The 21,571-nt window shown below is 69.3% G+C and carries 21 protein-coding genes, 1 pseudogene and 1 riboswitch; of the genes and pseudogenes, 13 read left to right on the forward strand and 9 right to left on the reverse strand.

Translation table 11 applies throughout. The annotated features are described in order from the left end of the window. Positions 1–176: 176 nt before the first annotated feature. Positions 177–1,928: an oxalyl-CoA decarboxylase gene (gene oxc, locus ACFXJ5_RS13405; RefSeq protein WP_384630493.1), complete on the forward strand. Its 1,752-nt coding sequence runs from the start codon at positions 177–179 to the stop codon at positions 1,926–1,928. Between the two features lie 69 nt (positions 1,929–1,997). Further along, positions 1,998–3,254, forward strand: coding sequence for a formyl-CoA transferase (frc, locus tag ACFXJ5_RS13410; RefSeq protein WP_384630494.1), 1,257 nt, complete (start codon positions 1,998–2,000; stop codon positions 3,252–3,254). A gap of 187 nt (positions 3,255–3,441) precedes the next feature. Here frc and ACFXJ5_RS13415 read toward each other — a convergent pair whose 3' ends face one another. Beyond that, positions 3,442–3,999: an NADPH-dependent FMN reductase gene (locus ACFXJ5_RS13415; RefSeq protein WP_384630495.1), complete on the reverse strand. Its 558-nt coding sequence runs from the start codon at positions 3,997–3,999 to the stop codon at positions 3,442–3,444. Positions 4,000–4,102: 103 nt separating this feature from the next. Here ACFXJ5_RS13415 and ACFXJ5_RS13420 point away from each other — a divergent pair, with 103 nt between their 5' ends. Both ACFXJ5_RS13420 and ACFXJ5_RS13425 read left to right on the forward strand, forming a co-directional pair. Then, entirely contained in the window at positions 4,103–4,558 is a 456-nt protein-coding gene (locus ACFXJ5_RS13420) for a MarR family winged helix-turn-helix transcriptional regulator (protein WP_384630496.1), read from the forward strand. 27 nt (positions 4,559–4,585) lie between these two features. Continuing rightward, positions 4,586–5,626 carry an LLM class flavin-dependent oxidoreductase gene (locus tag ACFXJ5_RS13425; RefSeq protein WP_384630497.1) on the forward strand — a complete coding sequence of 347 codons (1,041 nt, stop codon included), beginning with the start codon at positions 4,586–4,588 and terminating at the stop codon, positions 5,624–5,626. 734 nt (positions 5,627–6,360) lie between these two features. Here ACFXJ5_RS13425 and ACFXJ5_RS13430 read toward each other — a convergent pair. Next, a complete protein-coding gene (locus tag ACFXJ5_RS13430) occupies positions 6,361–7,764 on the reverse strand; it encodes a carboxypeptidase regulatory-like domain-containing protein (RefSeq protein WP_384630498.1) in 1,404 nt (467 codons plus the stop codon). Positions 7,765–7,871: 107 nt separating this feature from the next. Between ACFXJ5_RS13430 and ACFXJ5_RS13435 the strand changes: the two genes are divergently transcribed. Further along, complete coding sequence (locus tag ACFXJ5_RS13435; protein WP_384630499.1) at positions 7,872–8,351, forward strand: MarR family winged helix-turn-helix transcriptional regulator; 480 nt, start codon at positions 7,872–7,874, stop codon at positions 8,349–8,351. Here ACFXJ5_RS13435 and ACFXJ5_RS13440 read toward each other — a convergent pair. Further along, the gene (locus tag ACFXJ5_RS13440; RefSeq protein WP_384630500.1) at positions 8,342–8,536 is read right to left on the reverse strand and encodes a hypothetical protein; all 195 of its coding nucleotides are present in this window, start codon (positions 8,534–8,536) and stop codon (positions 8,342–8,344) included. The two genes, ACFXJ5_RS13435 and ACFXJ5_RS13440, sit on opposite strands and share 10 nt — an antisense overlap. Before the next feature lie 252 nt (positions 8,537–8,788). Continuing rightward, complete coding sequence (locus ACFXJ5_RS13445) at positions 8,789–9,265, reverse strand: NAD(P)-dependent alcohol dehydrogenase (protein ID WP_384630501.1); 477 nt, start codon at positions 9,263–9,265, stop codon at positions 8,789–8,791. 378 nt (positions 9,266–9,643) lie between these two features. On the opposite strand from ACFXJ5_RS13445, the gene ACFXJ5_RS13450 reads away from it, so the two are divergent. Beyond that, positions 9,644–11,980 (forward strand): RICIN domain-containing protein, encoded by a 2,337-nt coding sequence (locus tag ACFXJ5_RS13450; protein ID WP_384630502.1) that lies wholly within the window; start codon positions 9,644–9,646, stop codon positions 11,978–11,980. Positions 11,981–12,050: 70 nt separating this feature from the next. Then, positions 12,051–12,491, forward strand: coding sequence for a hypothetical protein (locus ACFXJ5_RS13455; RefSeq protein WP_384630503.1), 441 nt, complete (start codon positions 12,051–12,053; stop codon positions 12,489–12,491). A gap of 1 nt (position 12,492) precedes the next feature. Here the strand turns inward: ACFXJ5_RS13455 and ACFXJ5_RS13460 are convergent, their stop codons facing one another. After that, positions 12,493–13,134, reverse strand: coding sequence for a GPP34 family phosphoprotein (locus ACFXJ5_RS13460; RefSeq protein WP_384630504.1), 642 nt, complete (start codon positions 13,132–13,134; stop codon positions 12,493–12,495). Between the two features lie 79 nt (positions 13,135–13,213). Next, positions 13,214–14,131, reverse strand: a complete 918-nt coding sequence (locus tag ACFXJ5_RS13465) for a glutathione S-transferase C-terminal domain-containing protein (protein WP_384630505.1) — start codon at positions 14,129–14,131, stop codon at positions 13,214–13,216. Positions 14,132–14,353: 222 nt separating this feature from the next. Then, positions 14,354–14,462, reverse strand: a riboswitch (SAM riboswitch). 208 nt (positions 14,463–14,670) lie between these two features. Between ACFXJ5_RS13465 and ACFXJ5_RS13470 the strand changes: the two genes are divergently transcribed. The 5 genes from ACFXJ5_RS13470 to ACFXJ5_RS13490 all read left to right on the forward strand — a co-directional run bounded on the left by ACFXJ5_RS13470 (position 14,671) and on the right by ACFXJ5_RS13490 (position 19,720). Further along, entirely contained in the window at positions 14,671–14,796 is a 126-nt protein-coding gene (locus ACFXJ5_RS13470; protein ID WP_384630506.1) for a putative leader peptide, read from the forward strand. Between the two features lie 76 nt (positions 14,797–14,872). Beyond that, positions 14,873–16,117 carry an LLM class flavin-dependent oxidoreductase gene (locus ACFXJ5_RS13475; protein ID WP_384630507.1) on the forward strand — a complete coding sequence of 415 codons (1,245 nt, stop codon included), beginning with the start codon at positions 14,873–14,875 and terminating at the stop codon, positions 16,115–16,117. Positions 16,118–16,137: 20 nt separating this feature from the next. Further along, positions 16,138–17,511, forward strand: coding sequence for an NtaA/DmoA family FMN-dependent monooxygenase (locus ACFXJ5_RS13480; protein ID WP_384630508.1), 1,374 nt, complete (start codon positions 16,138–16,140; stop codon positions 17,509–17,511). Continuing rightward, entirely contained in the window at positions 17,508–18,578 is a 1,071-nt protein-coding gene (locus tag ACFXJ5_RS13485) for an LLM class flavin-dependent oxidoreductase (RefSeq protein ID WP_384630509.1), read from the forward strand. Before ACFXJ5_RS13480 ends, ACFXJ5_RS13485 begins: the two co-directional genes overlap by 4 nt. Before the next feature lie 14 nt (positions 18,579–18,592). Next, on the forward strand, positions 18,593–19,720 hold the full coding sequence (locus ACFXJ5_RS13490) for an LLM class flavin-dependent oxidoreductase (RefSeq protein WP_384630510.1): 1,128 nt from the start codon (positions 18,593–18,595) through the stop codon (positions 19,718–19,720). 19 nt (positions 19,721–19,739) lie between these two features. Here the strand turns inward: ACFXJ5_RS13490 and ACFXJ5_RS13495 are convergent, their stop codons facing one another. The 3 genes and pseudogenes from ACFXJ5_RS13495 to ACFXJ5_RS13505 form a co-directional block, all read right to left on the reverse strand. Further along, positions 19,740–20,120 carry a hypothetical protein gene (locus tag ACFXJ5_RS13495; protein WP_384630511.1) on the reverse strand — a complete coding sequence of 127 codons (381 nt, stop codon included), beginning with the start codon at positions 20,118–20,120 and terminating at the stop codon, positions 19,740–19,742. A 20-nt stretch (positions 20,121–20,140) separates the two neighbouring features. Continuing rightward, a pseudogene (locus ACFXJ5_RS13500) lies at positions 20,141–20,401 on the reverse strand (homoserine O-acetyltransferase); the annotation flags it as partial. Between the two features lie 144 nt (positions 20,402–20,545). Then, complete coding sequence (locus ACFXJ5_RS13505) at positions 20,546–20,866, reverse strand: DUF6233 domain-containing protein (RefSeq protein WP_384630512.1); 321 nt, start codon at positions 20,864–20,866, stop codon at positions 20,546–20,548. Positions 20,867–21,067: 201 nt separating this feature from the next. Here ACFXJ5_RS13505 and ACFXJ5_RS13510 point away from each other — a divergent pair, with 201 nt between their 5' ends. After that, on the forward strand, positions 21,068–21,568 hold the full coding sequence (locus ACFXJ5_RS13510; RefSeq protein ID WP_384630513.1) for a hypothetical protein: 501 nt from the start codon (positions 21,068–21,070) through the stop codon (positions 21,566–21,568). Positions 21,569–21,571: the final 3 nt, after the last annotated feature.

Here is a 21,571-nt window from a genome sequence, read left to right on the forward strand (position 1 = left end):
AGCCGATAGCGACCGTCTATCAAGGAGCTTCGGTGCAGCGTGGCAGGCCTGAGGCGGCCTTCGATAAATGTTGTTTATCGGCTGGTCGCCGATAGGTCTTGGACGTGAGGGCGCGTGCTGCCGAAGGTGGGGTGAGTAGCCGCAAAGGCATGACTGCCCAAGGAGGACCTCGGACTATGACCGCCCCTGTTGCAACGGAGACAGCGGCCACCGCCGACGCTCCGGCCGAGCTCACCGACGGGTACCACCTGGTCGTCGACGCTCTGAAGCTGAACGACGTCGACATCATCTACGGGGTGGTCGGCATCCCGATCACCGATCTGGCCCGCCTCGCACAGGCGCAGGGCATCCGCTACATCGGTTTCCGTCACGAGAGCAACGCCGGCCACGCGGCGGCCATCGCCGGGTATCTGACCAAGAAACCGGGCGTGGCCCTGACGGTGTCCGCACCGGGCTTTCTCAACGGACTGGTCGCGCTGGCGAACGCGACCACGAACTGTTTCCCGATGGTGCAGATCTCCGGCTCCAGCGAGCGGCACCTGGTCGACCTCAAGCAGGGCGACTACGAGGAGATGGACCAACTCGCCGCCGCGCAGCCGTTCGTCAAGGCCGCGTACCGCGTGAGCCGGGTGGAGGACATCGGCCGCGGTATCGCCCGCGCGCTGCGCACCGCGATATCGGGCCGTCCCGGTGGGGTCTACCTCGACATCCCGGCGGCGGTGCTGGGCTCCATCATGGACGCGGAGGCGGGCGCCAGGACGCTGAGCCGTCTCGTCGACCCCGCGCCGCGCCAGCTGCCCGCGCCGGAGGCGGTGGACCGCGCGATCGAGCTGCTGGCGGGTGCCGAGCGGCCGCTGGTGGTGCTCGGCAAGGGCGCCGCGTACGCGCAGGCGGACGGCAAGGTCCGCGAGTTCATCGAGTCCACCGGCCTTCCGTACGTACCGATGTCGATGGCGAAGGGGCTGCTGCCCGACGACCACCCGCAGTCCGCGGCCACCGCCCGTTCGCTGGCACTGAAGAAGGCCGACGTCGTGATGCTCGTCGGCGCCCGCCTGAACTGGCTGCTCAACCACGGCGAGGCACCGCAGTGGAACCCGGACGCGAAGTTCATCCAGGTGGACATCGAGCCCAAGGAGATCGACAGCAACCAGCCGATCGCCGCCCCGCTCGTGGGGGACATCGAGTCGGTGCTCGACGCCATCGCCGAGCGGACCAAGCCGGGCCAGATCGCGGCCCCCGCGGCGTGGAGGGAAGAGCTGGCGTCGCGCTCGGCGCAGAACGTCGCCAAGATGGCGGAGCGTCTCAAGGCCGACCCGCATCCGATGCAGTTCATGGGCGCCCTGAAGGCGGTACGTGATGTCGTGCACGAGCACCCGGAGACGTACATCGTCAACGAGGGTGCCAATGCGCTGGACATCGCCCGCAACGTGATCGACATGCATGTGCCGCGCCACCGCCTGGACAGCGGTACGTGGGGCGTCATGGGCATCGGCATGGGCTACGCGATCGCCGCCGCCGTCGAGACCGGCTGCCCGGTCGTGGCCGTGGAGGGCGACAGCGCCTTCGGGTTCAGCGGCATGGAGCTGGAGACGATCTGCCGCTACAAGCTGCCCGTCATCACGGTCATCATGAACAACGGCGGTGTCTACCGCGGCGACGACGTCAACCCGCTGGAGAACGACCCGTCGCCGACGACCCTGATGCTCAGTGCCCGCCACGACAAGATGATCGAGGCGTTCGGCGGCAAGGGCTACCACGCGACCACGCCCGCCGAGGTGACCGCCGCCCTCACCGAAGCGCTGGCCTCGGGCGGCCCGGCGCTCATCGACTGTGTGATCGACCCCTCGGCCGGTACCGAGAGCGGACATATCGCGCACCTCAACCCGAAGGGCATCACCGGCGGCAACATCACGCCGGCGAAGAAGTGACCGCCTGCACCCCCGAACCACCCCGCACTCCCACCCTCGCACCAGATCATTCACGAAAAGGAAGCCAAGATGAGTGAAAAGCCGCTCGCCGGAATCAAGGTGATCGACTTCACCGGGGTCCAGGCCGGTCCCGCGTGTACCCAGATGCTCGCCTGGTTCGGCGCCGACGTCATCAAGGTCGAGCGCATCAACGGCGGCGACGTGACCCGCAAGCAGCTGCGCGACATCCCGGACGTCGACGCCCTGTACTTCACCATGCTGAACAGCAACAAACGCTCCCTGGCCATCAACACCAAGGCTCCCGAGGGCAAGGAGGTCATGGAGAAGATGATCCGCGAGGCGGACATCCTCGTCGAGAACTTCGCGCCGGGCGCCATGGACCGCATGGGTCTCGGGTGGGACTACATCCACGAGCTCAACCCGCGCCTGATCTTCGGTTCGGTCAAGGGCTTCAACGACGACTCGTCGTGGTCCGACCTCAAGGTCTACGAGAACGTCGCGCAGGCCGCCGGTGGCGCCGCGTCCACCACCGGTTTCTGGGACGGCCCGCCCACCATCAGCGGTTCGGCCCTCGGCGACAGCAACAGCGGTATGCACCTGCTGATCGGCCTGCTGACCGCGATCATCCAGCGCAACGCGACCGGACTGGGCCAGAAGGTGTCGGTGTCCATGCAGGACGCCGTGCTCAACCTGACCCGCGTCAAGCTCCGTGACCAGCAGCGCCTGGAGAAGATCGGCTACCTGGAGGAGTACCCGCAGTACCCGAACGGCGAGTTCGGCGACGCGGTGCCCCGTGGCGGCAACGCCGGCGGCGGCGGCCAGCCGGGCTGGATCCTGAAGTGCAAGGGCTGGGAGACCGACCCCAACGCCTACATCTACTTCACGATCCAGGAGCAGAACTGGGCGCGCACCTGCGAGGCGATCGGCAAGCTCGAGTGGACCGAGGACCCGGAGTACACCACCGCTCTGGCCCGTCAGTCGCACATCTTCGACATCTTCGCCGAGATCGAGAAGTGGCTGGCCGACAAGACCAAGTACGAGGCGGTCGACATCCTGCGCACGTTCGAGGTGCCCTGCGCGCCCGTGCTCAGCATGAAGGAGCTCGCCGTGGACCCCGACATGCGCAAGAGCGGCACGATCGTCGAGGTCGAGCAGAAGGAGCGCGGCACCTACCTGACCGTGGGCAGCCCGATCAAGTTCTCCGGCTTCACGCCCGACATCCTCGGTGCGCCGCTGCTCGGTGAGCACACCGACGAGGTGCTCGCCGACCTCGGCTACGACGCGGACGCCATCGCCAAGCTGCACGACGGTCAGATCGTCGCCTGACCTGGACCAGCCCCCGGGTGCCCCGCCTGCGATCCTCGCGGGCGGGGCACCCGCGTATGTGACGGAGCATCAGGCGGACGTTGTTCCGGATGTGCCCAGCGCCTCTGCGCTGCCGCTGCGGCGGTGACCGCGGCGGCAGAATTCGCCCGGCGCGGGGGCGTGCGCAGCTCGGGCAAGCCGGGGTCGGTCACGCGCGCAGCGGGGCCAGTGCCTGGCTCCACGCCACGACCTGGTCCAGCGTGGTGGTGAGCGCCTCGCGCTGGAACTCGCCGGGCTTGAACACGCTGAAGTTCTCGAAGTCGGTGAACAGCGACAGCGCGACCTGGGCGCGCACGTCGGCCATCTGGAGCTCGGCGGCGATCAGCCGCAGGTGCTCCACGGCGCGGGTGCCGCCGGCCGAGCCGTAGCTGACGAAGCCGACGGCCTTGTTGTTCCACTCGGCATAGAGGAAGTCGATGGCGTTCTTCAGCGCGCCGGAGGTGGAGTGGTTGTACTCCGGCGTCACCATCACGAAGCCGTCGAAGGAGGCGATCTTGTCCGCCCAGTTCCGGGTGTGCGGCTGCGTGTACTGGCCCATCGACGGCGGGTACGCCTCGTCGAGGTGGGGCAGCTTGTAGTCGAGCAGGTCGACAAGCTCGAACTCCGCGTCGGTGCGCTGCGCGGCGACCTCGTACACCCAGCGGGCGACTGCCTCCCCGTTGCGTCCGGGGCGGGTGCTGCCGAGGATGATCCCGATCTTGGTCATGGGTTTCCCTCTATGACTTTCTGTTGATCGATCCGCAGAATAATGCTCGCTCCGTCAAGTAATCCACGAAGCACTTGATGCGTCAAGCAAGTATGCTGAACGCATGTCCACCGCCGAGCAGCCACTCCAGCCCCTGACCGCGGACGAGGAAGCGCTCCTGCGCGAGCTCGGCCGGGTGATGATCGTGCTCCCCCGCGTGATCGACGCCGACATGATGCGCGAGGAGCACCTGCCGCTCTCCGAGTACACGACCCTGATGCATCTGTCCGAGGCGCCGAACCGGCTGATGCGCATGAGTGAGCTCGCCGCCGTCTGCAACCTCTCGCTGAGCGGGATCACCCGCGTCGTCACCCGCCTGGAGAAGCAGGAACTGGTCGAACGGGTCAGGTGCGACCAGGACGGCCGTGGGTGGAACGCCGTCCTCACCGATGCCGGTCTCGCCCGGCTGGAAAAGGCGTGGCCCTCCCACCTGGCCAGCGCCCGTCGTCACGTCTTCGACCACATCGAGGGCACCGACCTCACCCAGCTCATCCACGCACTGCGGCGCTTCGCCACCTGAGGCACCGGGCGATTCAAGGAGTACGACATGGCCACAGACACCATCACGCTCGGGCTCGACACATTCGGCGACGTGACGAACGACGCCGAGGGCCGGCCGCTCTCGCACGGCCAGACCATCCGCCACCTGGTCGAGGAAGGCGTCCTTGCCGACCGGGTCGGCCTGGACCACTTCGCCATCGGCGAGCACCACACCGACACGATGCCGCTCTCGGCCGCCGACGTGGTGCTCGCGGCCGTCGCCGCGCGCACGTCGCACATCCGCCTCGGTTCGGCGGTGACGGTGATCAGCTCCGACGACCCCGTCCGTGTCTTCCAGCGCTACGCCACCCTCGACGGCGTCTCCGGGGGTCGCGCCGAGGTGATCCTCGGCAGGGGATCGAGCATCGAGTCCTTCCCGATCTTCGGCTATGACCTGAACGACTACGAGGAACTCTTCGAGGAGAAGCTCGGCCTCTTCGCCGAGCTTCTCCTCGAGAAGCCGATCACCTGGTCCGGCAACGCCCGCGCCTCGCTCGACGGACTCTCCGTCTACCCGCACAGCGAGTCGGGCTCGATCCCGACCTGGGTCGGCGTCGGCGGCAGCCCGCAGTCGGTCGTCCGGACCGCCCGGTACGGGTTCTCGCTGATGCTCGCCATCATCGGCGGCGAGACGGCCCGCTTCGCTCCGTTCTCACAGCTGTTCGACCAGGCGCTGGAGAAGTTCGGCCGGCCCCACCGGCCCGTCGGCGTCCATGCGCCCGGCCATGTCGCCGCCACCGACGAACAGGCGGTGGAGGAGTTCCTGCCGGCCTTCGAAGCCGTGATACGAGGCGTGTCCAAGCAGCGCGGCTTCCGGACCCCCACCCGCGAGAGCCTCATGCGGGACGTGGGCCCCGGCGGCGCACTGCACGTCGGATCACCGGAAACCGTGGCGCGCAAGATCACGGCGACGCTCAAGGACCTCAACGCGACCCGCTTCGACCTGAAGTACGGGATGAACGGCATGTCTCACACCGCACTCATGACCAACATCGAGCTGTTCGGCACCCAGGTGGCACCGCTGGTGCGCGAGATGATGGGCTCCTGACGGCAACCGGCCGCCGACCGCCTCGACCGTGCCGGCGAAGTCCTTGCCCAGCACCACCTGGACAGACCTCCACACCATCAGCGGTGTGAGCGCCCCCGGGGTCGGTGACGGCATCTATCGCCCGACCTTCCTGTACGAATACCCGTGGTGCGTCGTCCTCGCCCTGCTGGTCACCAGGGCCGACCGCCGCAGGTCGTGTCCCGCCTCCTCGCGAAAACAGACGGGCCCGGTACGCACTCTGACGCACGCCCCAACGCGCTTGCCGGGCAGCGGCGGCGCAGGGGCGGGTGCGGCCTGGCCGAAGTAGCCGAGGCGGACGCCGGCGAGAGAGGCTGCCCATACCGATAGCCTCATCCGCCCTGGTGCGGGCGGTGTGCGAAGCGTCGGGGATGCGCCGGCGGCCGCTGAAGCAGAGGGGCGGTGGATCGGCGTCGAAGCAGCGCCTTGGTGAGTGGGGCGGCACTCCACGGGCGCTGATCCCGCCGCTCCGCTTGGGCGCCGGTGGCCCGTGGAGTGCCGCCCATCTCCGGGCACGCGTCCCTTCGTGCCCGGAGATGGGTCACCGGTGGCCATGCCTGCCCTGCCGGTGACCGTCCGCACCGGGGGGGTCTTCCCGGTGCGGAGATCTTGAAGTGACCGTCGTGGTCACGTGACGAGTCTCGCGAAGCCCTGCTCGAACGCCTCGTCCGGGAACAAGGACGGGAGCCCGGCATTTGCAAGCTGTGACATCGGCGTCAGCCGACGGGCCTGGGCTGGGGAACCATGCGGTTCCGCTCCGGGAAAGTGAAGTCCTTGTGCAGCGTCGTTCCCGACCGGGGCACCACACGGAACACGTCGGGCATCTGGCCCGGTGCGGAGAGCACGACGGTCACTATCTCCTCGGGCAGCCCCGTGGCGGCGTACACGCCCTCTTGATCGGTGATGGCGCGCATGAGCTGGCGGCCGCGCCCATCCACGATCGTCACCACGGCGCCCGCGACGCTTGCTCCGCTGCCCTCGCTCACCTTGCCGATAAGCATGGGCGGCTCGTGACGGGCGTGCCTGCCGCTGTGCAGCTGGACTGGGTGCGGCAACGGGGTTTCGAAGGTCGGGTCCTCGACCACTGCTTCTTCCTCGACCTGATCGGCCTCGTCGCCGCGCACATGGTCAGCGGCCGCGGCCTCGAGTGCGGCCTGCCTCTCTCGTCGGCGCTGCAGCAGTGCACCCACCGCGACCAGCGCCATACCAGCAACCAGCCAGCCGCAGAGCACCAAGGTGGGACGCAGCAGGCCCTTGCCGTCGAAGTAGAAGATCCCGCGCAGAGCATCGATGAGATTACCCAAGGGCATGACGGGATGCAGCGACCGGAAGAACCCAGGCACGAGCTGCTCGGGTATGGCCCCGCCGCTGGACGGAATGGAGAGCAGGACGAACAGACCCAGTGCCGCGCCAGGGATGTACTGCCGGACGAAGGGGACCAGTCCGAAGGTGGTCCAGGCGACCGCCTGGTTGATGAGAAACGCGTACAGGATGGCGACCGGTTCGTTCGGGATGACGTCCATGGCCAGGCCGGCGAAGTATCCGACGACGCTGATGAACGCTCCCATCCCCATGATGGTCAGCAGCTTCCCGCGACGGCTCAACGTGACCGCGCGCAGCAACATCATCACGGTGATGTAGCCGACGATGTTCCACACCATCGCCACGTAGAACATGCCCGTGCCCGTTTTGTCGCCGTCAGCGGAAGGCACAAGCTCGACCGTGGAGAGCCGCTGGCCGCCCTGGTCCGCGACCATACCGAAGGTGGGCTCCACCACCGATTCCAGCGACTTGCCTGCTGCCTCGGCCGTGTACAGCGTCGCGTGCTTGCCGTGGACCACGTAGCCGGCCACCGCTTCGCGGTCCAGCACCGCCTCGCGGGCGGCTGCACCGTCGGCGACCGGGATGATGTCGTAGGCACCCGGGGCCTTCTTGTCGAAGGCGGCCTGGAGTTCGCCGGCGACTGCGGGACCGGCCACGGCGACCTTCACGTCATGGGGTTCTGGCGAGTGGAACGGCAGCACATAGCAGAGCAGGAACCCGAAGAAGAAGAACAGCGGGAACCACAAACTTCCCGCCAGCGTACGTATGGTCCGGCCCGCGGCCTGTCGATCGGGCATTCCAACGCTCCCTCTTGCCATCCTTATTTTACTTACCTAAGTTAGGTAATCACATTTGAATGCTACCTGCAACTTCATCGGCGTGGAGGGGGCGGAGGTGAGGGAAGATGGTGACCATGTCCGACGACGCCACCGACCCGATGCGACAACTGCTGCAAGCCGTGACGGAACTCTCCTACGCGATGGGCCGCAGCCAGGTGCACACGCAGATCGCGGCGACGGTCGACGCCAAGGTGGAGCGGGCCAGCGTGGCACTGCTGCGGATCCTGCGGCACCACGAACCCCTGCGGATCAGCGAGCTCGCCGAGCGGCTCCTGGTCCGGGCCCCGCACGTCACCCGCCAGGTCTCCCAGCTGGAGGCTCAGGGCCTGGTCGAGCGCACCCGCGACCAGGCCGATCAACGCGCCCAACTGATCGCGCTCACCGAACACGGCCGCAAGGTCGCGGATCAGCTGAGCCGGGCGGTCTACGACCGCCTGTGCCGGAAACTCGAGGACGTGCCGGTCGAGGACGTCCGAGCGGCCACCCGCATCCTGAACCGGATGACCGCCAACTCCGTGGGCGACCCCCACACCGGTCACGAGTGATCGCCGAGGAGTCCGCGACTGCGTTCACCGGCCGCCGACCCGGGATTGAGGACAAGGCTCCGCAGCATGCCCAGTCCGATGCCCGCGGCGGCGGTGGCCCCGAAGGAGCGCAGTCGGCCGACCAGGGCGACGGCGAATGCCGATACGGCGAAGAGGGTGTTCGTGACCGGGTCGAGCCCGGTCACCAGGCCCGCCAGGACAGCCGGCTGGGCACTGCCGGTTGTTGACGCCCACGGCCGCGGTGGCGCGCCCGTCGCGTGCGTAGAGGGCGGTGAACTTGCGCCGGCCGACGGGCCTCCGGCATCGCCACCGGAGAACTGCATGTCGGCACACTCTTCTCCATCAGCACCGACATCCTGCCCCGGGCCCTTGGCGTCTGGCGCGCGAACTACCCGAACTACGCATCCAGCTCGTCGAGTTCCGCCACACCGACGACCTCATCGCAACCATGGAGGCGGGCAACGCCGACCTCGCCGTCCTGGTTGGACTTTGCCCGCGTCACGCAGGCCCTGCAGGGCGGTGAGCCCGGAGATGGCGACGGCCGCCGCCTGCCCGAAGCCGATGTTGGCCGGCTTGGGGGCGAGCTTGCTCTCGCGGGCGCACACGTACTCGGCGAAGCTGCCCTCGCCGATGCCGAACACCTCCTCCCCCGGCTGGAAGCGGGTCACGTTCTTGCCGACCGCGTCCACGCGTCCGGCGAACTCGCGGCCGCGAACGGGGTACTTGGGCGCGCGGAGCCCGAAGCCCAGCCTCAGGAGGTACGGAAGGCCGGTCATGAGGTGGACGGCGCCCCGGTCGAGGCCGGCTGCGTGCACCGCCACGAGGACGTCGTCGTCCCCCACCGTCGGGCGGTCGATGTCGGCGAGCTTCAGGACGCCTGCAGAGCCGTACCTGTCTTGAGTGATGGCCTTCATGGAGCCTCTCCTTGGCCGTACGGGTCCCGTCCCAGCAAGCTCATCACCAGCAGCGACAGCGATGACGCCTGGGGAGCAGGCTGTCATGTTTCTGATGGATCGCGAACGCGCCCCGGTGCGGCCCGGTGCCGCGATCCTGGTCCCTCCGATCGAGCCGGCCCTCGAAATGTCGGTGCCGCCGCGCACCGATCGGCTGTTTCAGACCAGGTCACATGCCGTTCACCGGTCTCGCGGCGTCATAACACTTACTGCCGGGCCGAATTCACAGGTGCGCACAGTCTTGACGCGCCCCTTATTTCACACGTTAAATCACGGCGTGAATTAAGCCGTGACGCCGTTCACTTCCTGAAGCGACCACATCTCAAGAGCTGACCGGCCATGCATGCGCCCCCACACCCCGCGGCGGCCGCGCCGACAAGGCAGCCGCCGACCCTGCAGAACGCTCCCAACTCCCCCCTAAAAGGAGCCCGAAAAGTGGACAGTCCCCCCACCACCGGCAGCGGCCGGTTCCGCCTTCCATGGTCGCGCAGACGAACCGTGCCCCTGCTGACCGCGCTCGGTCTGATCGGCGGCCTCGGCCTGACCCTGACCCACGCGGCCACGGCCACGGCGGCAGCCGCCGCGCTGCCGACCGGCTACACCACCGTGGTCAACGTGGGCAGCGGCAAGTGTGTCGACGCCCGCTCGGGCGCCACCGCCGACGGCACCGCCGTCCAGCAGTACACCTGTAACGGCAGCACCGCCCAGAACTGGCAGCTGGTGGCCACCAGCGGCGGCTACTACCGCGCGAACAACAACAACGACGCCACCAAGGCCTGGGACGTCACCGGCGTCTCCACCGCCGACGCCGCGACCGTCCAGCTGTGGACGTACTCCGGCGGCAACAACCAGCAGTGGCAGCCGGTCGCCAACACCGACGGCTCCTACCACTTCGTGAACCGCAACAGCGGGAAGTGTCTGGACGTCCCCAGCGCCTCCACCGCGGACAGCGTGCAGCTGCAGCAGTACACCTGCAACGGCACCGCCGCACAGTCCTTCACCCTGGGCGGCGCCGGCGGCGGCGCGACGAACCCGCCGGGCACCCCGGACTTCGGTCCCAACGTGACGGTGTTCGACCCGTCGATGTCGGCGTCCAGCATCCAGTCGAAGCTCGACTCGGTCTTCTCCCAGCAGCAGACCAACCAGTTCGGCTCCGCCCGCCAGGCCCTGCTGTTCAAGCCCGGCACCTACAGCGCCAACGCCAACGTCGGCTTCTACACCGAGGTCGCCGGCCTCGGCTTCTCGCCGGACGACGTGACCGTCAACGGTTCCGTGCACGCGGAGGCCGACTGGTTCCAGGGCAACGCCACCCAGAACTTCTGGCGCGACGCCGAGAACATGTCGGTCAACCCCACCAACGGCAGCGACCGCTGGGCCGTCTCGCAGGCCGCCCCGTACCGGCGCATGCACGTACGCGGCAACCTCGCCCTGGACGACGGCGGCTGGTCCAGCGGCGGCTTCATCGCCGACACCAAGGTCGACGGCCAGATACAGTCCGGCTCCCAGCAGCAGTTCCTCACCCGGAACTCGACGATGGGCAGCTGGTCCGGCTCCAACTGGAACATGGTCTTCGTCGGCGACCAGGGCGCGCCCGCCCAGTCCTTCCCGACGTACACCACCGTCGCCAGCTCGCCGACGATCCGCGAGAAGCCCTTCCTGTACGTCGACAGTGCGGGCGCCTACCAGGTGTTCGTGCCCGGGTTGCAGACCAACGCCTCCGGCACCACGTGGAGTGGGAAGACCCCGGCAGGCAAGTCCCTGTCGATCGACCAGTTCTACATCGTCAAGCCCGGCGCCACCGCGTCCGACATGAACACGGCCCTCGCGGCGGGTAAGAACCTGCTGGTCACCCCCGGTGTCTACCACCTCAACCAGACGCTGAACATCACGCGCCCCGACACGGTGGTGCTGGGCATGGGCCTGGCCACCCTCGTGCCGGACGGTGGGATCACCGCTGTCAGCACCGCTGACGTCGACGGCATCGAGCTGGCCGGCCTGCTGATCGACGCGGGCACCACCAACTCCCAGACGCTGATGCAGCTCGGCCCGGCCGGCTCCTCCGCCAGCCACGCGGCCGACCCGCCGCAGCTGTCCGACGTCTTCTTCCGGATCGGCGGCGCCACCGTCGGCAAGGCGACCCAGTCGCTGGTGATCAACACCAACAACGCGATCATCGACCACACCTGGGTCTGGCGGGCCGACCACGGCAACTCCGGCACGGTCGGCTGGACCATCAACACCGCCGACAACGGCGTGGTGGTCAACGGCAACAACGTCACCGCGTACGGCCTGTTCGTCGAGCACTTCCAGAAGACACAGGTGATCTGGAACGGCAACGGCGGCAGAACGTACTTCTTCCAGAACGAGATGCCCTACGATCCGCCGGACCAGGCCTCCTGGATGAACGGCTCCGCCAAGGGCTACCCGGCGTACAAGGTCGGGGCCTCCGTCACCACCCACGAGGCATGGGGCCTGGGCAGCTACTGCTACTTCAGCTCCAACTCGAGCGTGGTCGCCGATCATTCCTTCGAGGTTCCCAGCGTCTCCGGGGTCAAGTTCCATGACATGGTGACCGTCTCGCTGGGCGGTGTCGGCACCATCAGCCACATCATCAACACCACCGGCGGACCGTCCAACTCCAGCAACAACGTCGCCTACCTCACCAGTTACCCGTAGCAGGAAGGTGTCCCCGTGGGCTCCGCACACAACTCTGTCCCGGCGGTTCGTACGCCAATAGGGTGTGCCGGTGTCTGAACTCCGCGCGTTGGCAATGGAACTGCGGCATGCGATCATCGAATGCCCGGATGTGGACCTGCTCTCCCTTGAGCGGTTCCCCGTCGGTTCCTGCGGGGACACCTCGGTCCTGCTCGGCCAGTATCTGCACGACAACGGCCAGGGCGTATGGACATACGTGAGTGCGTGGGACGGCGGTTCCACGCACGCCTGGATCGAGAAGAACGGCCTGCGGGTCGACCTCACCGCCGACCAGTTCGACGGTGTGCACGAGCCCGTGATCATCGCCTCGGGAGGCGGCTGGCACGACCGTTTCACGGTCGACCCGGCCGCCTCCCACGGCGCCCTCATCGACGTACGTGAGGACTTCGCCCGCCGCGACCTGCTGCGGGCCTACCAGCGGCTGACCGCCTTCATCAACCGTCGCGGCCGCGGCGCCCCGTCACCCCTGTAGGTCAGCCGGAGTTGGCGGCGGACTCGTCGGAGGACACCACCTTGCGCACCGCGTCGGCGATGGGGGTCTCCCGGGTGAGCCGCTGGATCCGGCGGCGGGTGTCCCGGTGCCCGCGCCCGGGGTACAGCCGGCGGTCGAGGCGGATCGCCCCGGCCAGGGCGGCCAGGGCGAGGTCCCGGTCGTCGCCCTGGCGCCCTACGGCGCGGTCCAGACGGGCGGTCGCGTCCTTGGCCCAGCCGGGCTGTACGACCTGCCAGACGGTGTGCGGGAAGATCCCCAGGGCACGGCGGCGGCGGGCGAGCAGCAGCCCGCGCGCCTGAAGGGCTTCCAGGTAGGGGCGGTCGACGCGGTTCGAGACCTTGCGGACCCACCGCTCCAGGCCCAGGGCCCGGGGCCGTTTGCCCGCCCGCGCGAGGTCGGCCACCACGCGGTCGGCGACCGGATCCCCCGGCGTCGTCAGCGGCCGTACCCCGGCGATCCGCTTCCCGTCGACCGTGATCGCCCCGCCGAGCAGCAGCTCGGCAAGGACGCCACCGGCGAGCACCCGGTTGAAGTTCTGCGGGCGCTTCAGCAGACCTGTCTGCGGGACCGTACAGAGCAGCAGCAGCTCCTCGGGCAGCGTCAGACCGGTCCTGTCGTCCACCGCTTGCTCCTCCCGACGCCGTCCTGTCCACGTCGACGCATGACGGACCACCTGTGGTTGCGTGAGGGCGGTGGGCGGTTCAGCAGCCGGCCCGGAGGACTCCGGGGAGCGTGACCGCGGCACCGGAGGATTCCGGGCCACGGCAGGTGCGGCGGTGCAGCTGGGCCATCTGGTCCGCCCGGAAGGTGTCGCGGAAGGCGGGGTGGCGGTGGAGGCGTCGTACGTACTCCCAGAGCCGGTCGTGCCGGGAGACGGCGTGGACTGCGTCGGCGTCCAGGTGGACCCGGTGGACGACGTCGAGGTGGACATGGGTCACCCACAGATCCACGTCGGCGGCGGTGAGCTCCTCGCCCAGCAGGTACGGCCGGCAGGCCAGTTGGCGGTCGAGCAGGTCCAGCGCCGCGAGCAGGGTGTCCAGTGCTTCCCCGTGGCGCTGCGACGCCGGGGCCGCACCCGCTCGCTGCGCGGCCCGGGTGATGTCCTCGTCGAGGAGTTCGCGGAGGGCGTCGATGTCGGCGGCCCGGGCCGCGGGCCGCAGGCGGGGGCGGTCGGTCCTGCACTGGTCGCCGAAGTAGCCGGCGAGGTCACGCAGGATGTCGTGGGCGTGGTTGCTGACGACGCGTCCGCTCCAGCGGTCACACAGGGCGGGCACGGTCAGCGGACCGTTGTAGTGGTGCCGGGTGGCCTCGTAGGCCCCGCGCAGCGACGCGAGCGCATCGGGGCAGTCGGCCGGGTGGGCGAGGTGGGTGACGGTGACCCAGTCCCTGAGTCCCAGCAGGTCGAGGGTGATCGAGACGCGCAGCGAGTCCGGACAGCCCGGGGAGAGATACACCTGATAGCGGTGCGGTGCCGGGTAGAAGCCGCCCGCTGGGTCGACGCCGATGCGGCTGCGGAAGTGGTCGGCGCGGAGGGCCGGCGTGGCGGTGGGATGGGACAGGCCTGGCTGGAGATCGGGAAAAGTGGCCGAACCTGAACTGAGCGTGACTGTCTCGGTCATGGCTCTCCATGGCAGGGTGACGCCCCGGTGGCCTGTTGGGCGCCGGTGGCGGAAGGGAAGGTCGACTGCGCTTTCGGACCAGGCCCGATCAGATGGCAGGACCGGTGGCGCTGCAGACCCGAAGCAAGTCGATGTGCAGGCGCCTCGTCAGATGGGCGCCTTGCCTCTCACTGCCGTTACGGAGCATGTTCACCGGTCCGTCATCGGGGCTCGCGAGACACGAGACCGCTCTTGCCCCGCCGCGCCGGCGGGACCGGGTCGTCACCCGGGGCACCCCGTCGCGGTGGAAGGGTTGCCTGTCAGCGGGCCGGGGCCGATGACCCACGCGAGCAGGAAACCTGCGCGGTGGGCGCTGACTATCGTGACCGTCCACAACAGTGTGGTTGCGCTCCGCAATGCCGTCAAGAAGGCGTCGCGCCGGTCTCACAGGTCGGTCGTCGCTGCCCGCGGAGCTGCGGAGGGGCGGAATAAGCGGCGCGGCCGTGGTGTTCTTGGGGCGACGCGGCCGTGGGGCCGTCGAGGCCGGAAGGGTGGAGGTGATGGCGGTGCAGCCCGTGTCCTCCCGGCGCGTCGTCGTCGACCTCGTACCGCGCGGCTGTGTCCGTCTGTACTCCCGGCCTCACATCGACCTGCTGCGGGTGGCCGGCGCGCTCTGTTGTTCCTGACCTGTTTCCCACGCCGCTGAGCCCTCCGGCTGAGGCTCCGCGATCACGTACGGTCGATCAGGAAGGCACCCTTTCCGTGTCCGCATCCCCTTCCCCTTCCCCTTCATCCCCCTCGTCGCCCCTTCACCTCGCCGTCGCCCTTGACGGCGCCGGCTGGCACCCTGCCGCCTGGCGCGAGCCGCAGGCCCGGCCCCGGGATCTGCTCACCGCCGGTTACTGGGCCGACCTGGTCACCGAGGCCGAACGCGGCCTGCTCGACTTCGTGACCATCGAGGACGCGCTCGCGCTCCAGTCCTCGCAGGTCTCAGAGCCGGACGAGCGCACCGACCAGGTCCGCGGCCGGCTCGACGCGGTGCTCATCGCCGCCCGCGTGGCGCCGCTGACCCGGCACATCGGGCTGGTGCCGACCGTCGTCACCACCCACACCGAGCCGTTCCACATCTCCAAGGCCATCGCCACCCTGGACTACGTCAGCACCGGCCGCGCGGGTCTGCGGGTGCAGGTGTCCGGGCGGAATCACGAGGCCGCGCACTTCGGCCGCCGTACCTTCCCGGCGGTCAGCATCAAGGGCGTCGAGGGCCCGCTCGACCCGGTCGTACGGGAGCTGATCGCCGAGCTGTTCGGCGAGGCGGCCGACTACGTCGAGGTCGTGCGCCGCCTGTGGGACAGCTGGGAGGACGACGCGGAGATCCGGGACGTGGCCACCGGGCGCTTCGTCGACCGCGACAAGCTGCACTACATCGATTTCGAGGGCAGGCACTTCAGCGTCAAGGGCCCTTCCATCACGCCCCGCCCGCCCCAGGGCCAGCCGGTCGTGAGCGCGCTGGCGCACGGCCCCCTTCCGTACGAACTGGTGGGCCGCTCGGCCGACATCGGCTACGTCACCCCGCACGACGCCGACCAGGCCCGGGGCATCGTCACCGAGATCCGTACCGCCCAGGCCGAGGCGGGGCGGGCCGACGAGCCCCTGCACGTCTTCGGTGATCTGGTGGTCTTCCTCGACGACGACCCCGCGGCCGCGGCAGCCCGCAAGGCCCGCCTGGACGACCTCGCCGGTTACGCCTACACCAGCGACGCGGAGATATTCACCGGGACACCCGCGCAACTCGCCGACCGGCTTGTCGAGTTGCGGCAGGCCGGGCTGTCCGGTTTCCGGCTGCGCCCCGGCGTCATCGGCCAGGACCTCCAGGCCATCACCCGCGGCCTGGTGCCCGAACTCCAGCGCCGCGACGCCTTCCGGCACGCCTACGAGGCCGACACCCTGCGCGGTCTGCTCGGGCTCGCCCGCCCCGCCAACCGCTACGCCACCGCGACCGCCTGAGCCGGAAGGACCGTCCGACCATGAGCAAGCCACTCAAGCAGATCCATCTCGCGGCCCACTTCCCCGGCGTCAACAACACCACCGTATGGAGTGACCCGAAGGCCGGCAGCCACATCGAGTTCAGCTCGTTCGCGCATTTCGCCCGGACAGCCGAACGCGCCAAGTTCGACTTCCTGTTCCTCGCCGAAGGACTGCGGCTGCGCGAACAGGGCGGGAAGATATACGACCTGGACGTGGTGGGGCGACCCGACACCTTCACCGTCCTGTCCGCCCTCGCCGCCGTCACCGAACACCTCGGCCTGACCGGCACCATCAACTCCACGTTCAACGAGCCCTACGAGGTGGCCCGCCAGTTCGCCAGCCTCGACCATCTCTCCGACGGCCGCGCCGCCTGGAACGTCGTCACCTCGTGGGACGCCTTCACCGGCGAGAACTTCCGCCGTGGCGGCTTCCTCCCCCAGGGGGAGCGGTACTCCAGGGCCGAGGAGTTCCTGGCCACCACCACCGAGCTGTTCGACTCCTGGCAGGATCACGAGATCGTCGCCGACCAGGATTCCGGCACCTTCCTCAAGGACTCGCGAGCGGGAGCGTTCGTCCACCAGGGACAGCACTTCGACATCGCCGGGCAGTTCAACGTCCCGCGCAGCCCGCAGGGCCGCCCGGTGATCTTCCAGGCCGGTGACTCCGAGGAAGGACGCGAGTTCGCCGCGTCGAGCGCGGACGCGATCTTCAGCCGGTACAGCACCCTGGACCCGGGCCGCGACTTCTACGCCGACGTCAAGGGCCGTCTGGCCCGCTACGGCCGGACCCACGACCAGCTGCTGATCCTGCCCGCCGCCAGCTTCGTACTCGGCGACACCGACGCCGAGGCGGAGGAGCGGGCCCGCGAGGTGCGGCGGCAGCAGGTCAGCGGCGCGACCGCGATCAAGCACCTGGAGTTCGTCTGGAACCGCGACCTCTCCGCGTACGATCCGGACGGCCCGCTGCCCGACGTGGACCCGGATCTCGGCGAGCACACCATCGCCCGCGGCCGCGCCCAGGTGCGGATGTACCGCGACCCGCTGACAACCGCTCGCGAGTGGCGGGAACTCGCGGCGGCCAACAACTGGTCGATCCGTGACCTGGTCATCGAGACCGGCAACCGTCAGACCTTCGTCGGGTCCCCCGCCACGGTCGCCGAGTCCATCAACTCCCTCGTCCAGGCCGACGCCGCCGACGGCTTCATCCTCGTCCCGCACATCACCCCCGCGGGCCTGGACACCTTCGCCGACACCGTCGTCCCGCTGCTCCAGGAACGCGGCGTGTTCCGCGAGGACTACACCGGCACCACCCTGCGCCATCACCTGGGGCTCACCGCAACCGGCACCGGCACCGGGCTCGGAGCGGCGTCATGAAGTTCCTGGCCATCACCCTCATCGTGCACGCCCCGGACCCGGTGACCGGCGTGCTGAAGCCGACCAACGACCGCTTCCGCGAGGTGATCGACAACGCGTTGCTCGTCGAGGAGCTCGGCTTCGACGGCTTCGGCGTCGGCGAACGTCACGAGCAGCCGTTCATCTCCTCCTCGCCGCCGGTCGTCCTCAGCCACATCGCCGCGCTCACCTCCCGGATCCGGCTGTTCACCGCCGTCACCACCCTCAGCCTGCTCGACCCGGTGCGTGCGTACGAGGACTACGCGACCCTCGACCATCTGTCAGGGGGCCGCCTCGACCTGATCATCGGCAAGGGCAACGGCACCGCCCAGCGCGAGCTGTTCCACGTCACCCCCGAGGACCAGTGGGACCGCAACGCCGAGAGCTACGAGCTGTTCCGGCGGATCTGGCGGGAGGACAAGGTGACCGCCTCCCCGCGCTTCCGCCCGGAGCTCACCGCGGCCGAGGTCTGGCCCAGGCCGCTCCAGCAGCCCATCCGGGTCTGGCACGGCAGCGCGACGAGCCGCGAATCCGTCGACCTGGCCGCCCGCTACGGTGACCCGCTCTTCTCTGCCAACGTCACCAACTCGATCGAGCCGTACGCCGAGCTCATCCGCTACTACCGGCAGCAGTGGGAGCACTACGGCCACGACCCGGCCGCAGCCGTCGTCGGCGCGGGAACCGCCGGCTACTACGCCGCCCGCACCTCGCAGGAGGCCATCGCCACGTACCGGCCGGTGTTCGAGGGCTATCTCGGCTTCCAGAAGCGGCTCGGCGTCGAGCCGGTGTTCCCGACCCTGGAGGACTTCGTCGAGCGCAGCTCGGCGCTGGTCGGCAGCCCCCAGCAGGTGATCGAGAAGGTGCACCGCTACCACGAACAGTTCGGCCACAGCGTGCTGCACCTGCACGCGGACGCGGGCGGTCTCACCGACGGTCAGCATCGCGCCTCGCTCGAACTGTTCCAGTCCGACATCGCCCCCGTGCTGCGGCGCGAGATCCCCGACCCGCCGTTCCCCTGGGCCCCGGTCTCCCCGTCCACCGACCTCTGAGGAGTACCTCGCTCATGTCCGGCATCCCCCTCGGGGTTCTCGACCTCGTTCCGATCCCGTCCGGTTCCACCGCCGCCGAGGCGCTGCGCAACACCGTCGACCTCGCCCAGCGGTCCGAGCGGTTCGGCTACGCCCGCTACTGGTTCGCCGAGCACCACCTCAACCCGGGCGTCGCCGGCACCTCTCCCGCCGTCGTGCTGGCCCTGACCGCTTCCGCGACCTCCACGATCAGGATCGGCTCCGGTGCCGTACAGCTCGGTCACCGTACCGCCCTGTCCACGGTCGAGGAGTTCGGCCTGATCGACGCCCTGCACCCCGGGCGACTCGACCTGGGCCTCGGCCGCTCCGGCGGACGTCCCCCCGGGCTGCCCGCTCAGCCTTTGCCGACCGCGACGCCGGTCACCGACGGTCGTACGCCCAACGGGCTGCGGATCCCGGCCCGGTTCTCCCCGGAGCACCTGCTCGGCTCACCCCGGGTGGCGCTCCAGCAGCGGTTGCTGCGCCAGCCGAACGCCCAGGCCCAGGATTACGGCGAGCAGGTCGGCGACATCCTCGCGCTGCTGCGGGGCGACTACCGCTCCACGGACGGCATCGAGGCACACGTCGTCCCCGGCGAGGGCGCCGAAGTGCAGGTCTGGATACTGGGCAGCAGCGGTGGGGAGAGCGCCGAGGTCGCGGGCCGCAACGGCCTGCGCTTCGCCGCCAACTACCACGTCAGCCCGGCCACCGTCCTGGAGGCGGCCGAGGGCTACCGCGCCGCCTTCCAGCCGTCCGACGACCTCGACAAACCGTACGTCAGTGTCTCCGCCGACGTCGTCGTCGCCGATGACGACGGCACCGCCCGCGAACTCGCCACCGGCTACGGCCTGTGGGTCCGCAGCATCCGCACCGCCGAGGGCGCCATCGCCTTCCCGACCCCCGAGCAGGCCCGCGCCCACGCCTGGACCGACGCGGACCGGACCCTGGTCGCCGACCGCGTGGACACCCAGTTCGTCGGCTCGCCGCAGCGCGTCGCCGACCAGCTCGAACAGCTCCAGGAAGCCACCGCCGCCGACGAGTTGATCATCACCACCATCACCCACGACCACGCCGACCGGGTCCGCTCCTACCAGCTTCTGGCCGAGGAGTGGCACCGCCGGTGAGCCGGCGCCGCGGTGCGGCTCAGTCCCGCCAGTCGAGTTGGTGATCAGGCACTCCGACCGACCGGCCATAGGCCACGGCCTCGGCGCGGCCTGCCTCGTCCCCGCGCGGAAAACGGAAGACCTTGCCGGCGAAGACGACCACGCGCTCGTCGCCGGTGGCGAAGTCCGCGTACCAGCCGCCCTCGGCCGACAGGCAGGCCGCGAGATCTTCCGCGAGGCCGTGGACGTCCTGGTCCTCATGGTCTTCGGTCTCGAAGTCAATGACCGTCCAGATCTGAGGCTGCCCGGATGCGGCGCCGGCCGATACGTCGAGCCGGGTGATCCTGCGGATCCGCAGACGGCGCGGCTCGAACACCGCGCCTGCGCGCAGGCTGTCGCCGATGAGACATCCGGTGATCACGTGTGACCTCCTGGGCCCTGTCATGTGAGTTCGCGTACGAGTGCGGCGACCTGTTCGGTTTCGATGAGGAAGCCGTCGTGCCCGTAAGGGGATTCGATCACCCGCAACCGGTCGGCGCCAGGGATGCCGGCCGCCAGCTCCGCCTGCTGCGAGAGCGGGTAGAGGCGGTCGGAGTCGACGCCGGCCACCAGGGTACGGGCGGTCACCCGGCGCAGCGCGGCCTGGGTCCCGCCTCGGTCCCGGCCGATGTCGTGGCTGTTCATGGCCTCGGTCAGGATCAGAGGCCGTGGCGCGGCGTCAGCTCACGGCGGAACAACCAGGGTGGTGACACGCACGTAGTCCACGTGGCGGCGGGTCACAAGCACGGTCATGACGCCAGGTAACCACAACCGCGCGCCACGACTGCCGCTGTGCCGACCCGGCGGTCACAACTCGAGCCCGCGGTCGGGGTGGCAGAGGCCGCACGCGGTGACCTCGGGAAGCGTGAGCGCCATCTCCAGTTCCTTCCGGTCGATCCGGCGGCCGCCTCCGACCCGGCAACGGTCGTGATGCACCACGCCCCGGCCGGCGCCGCCCTCGGGGTTGGGGATGTGCTGGAGCCGCCACGCCTGCGGGGGCCGGTCCGCCCTGGGCCGATCGATGGGCCTCTCGGCCTGCTCGATCTTGGCGTCGACAGCGGCAAGCTGCAGGTGAAGATACGTGCGGATCACTCGGAGGCGTTCCAGATCCGGCGGCAACTCGTACATGCGTTCGAGATTATCCCCTTCGGCGCGACCCTGGTGCCGGCAGGCACCGTCTTCCCGCGCCGCCGGGACGCGCCGGAGCCTGGGAGGCGCCGCCTTCCGGATGCCGCTCCCCCACCCGACCGACCACGAGTGACCCGAGGAACGGAGGTAAGCCTCCGATATCATGGGGACGACCGATACGGAGACGGATGTGACAACGACGTGACCGCCCACGCGGAAGAAGCCGCCCCCGGCCACCCCCGGGACCGGGCGCGAAGCATGGTCGACCTCGAACGGCAGCGGCGGCACACGCTGGAGCTACTGCTGGTCTGCGCCGTCGCCCTGGTGCCCTGGACGGTCCTGCTGGCGCTGACCCTGCCGAAGCAGTACCACGTGCACGAGTGGCGAGTGACCTGGGTCGGCTTCGACATCCTGCTGGTCGCGGCCATGGCGTCCACGGCGATCCTGGGTCTGCGGCGCCACCGCATGGTCGCGATTTCCGCGCTCATGACCGCCGTTCTGCTGGTCTGCGACACCTGGTTCGACGTGTCACTCGCCTTCGGTACCCCCGACATATGGATGTCCGCCGCGTTGGCGGTGTTCGTCGAGCTGCCCCTCGCCGGATTCCTCATACACCGGGCGCACGCGCTGATCCGGGCGGCCCTTCAGGTCTACGGGCAGGTCGGCGGCACGGGAACCGGAAGTCGGCCTCCGAACGCGTAACAT

The organism is Streptomyces sp. NPDC059373 (genome assembly GCF_042751495.1).
Classification (GTDB): Bacteria; Actinomycetota; Actinomycetes; order Streptomycetales; family Streptomycetaceae; genus Actinacidiphila.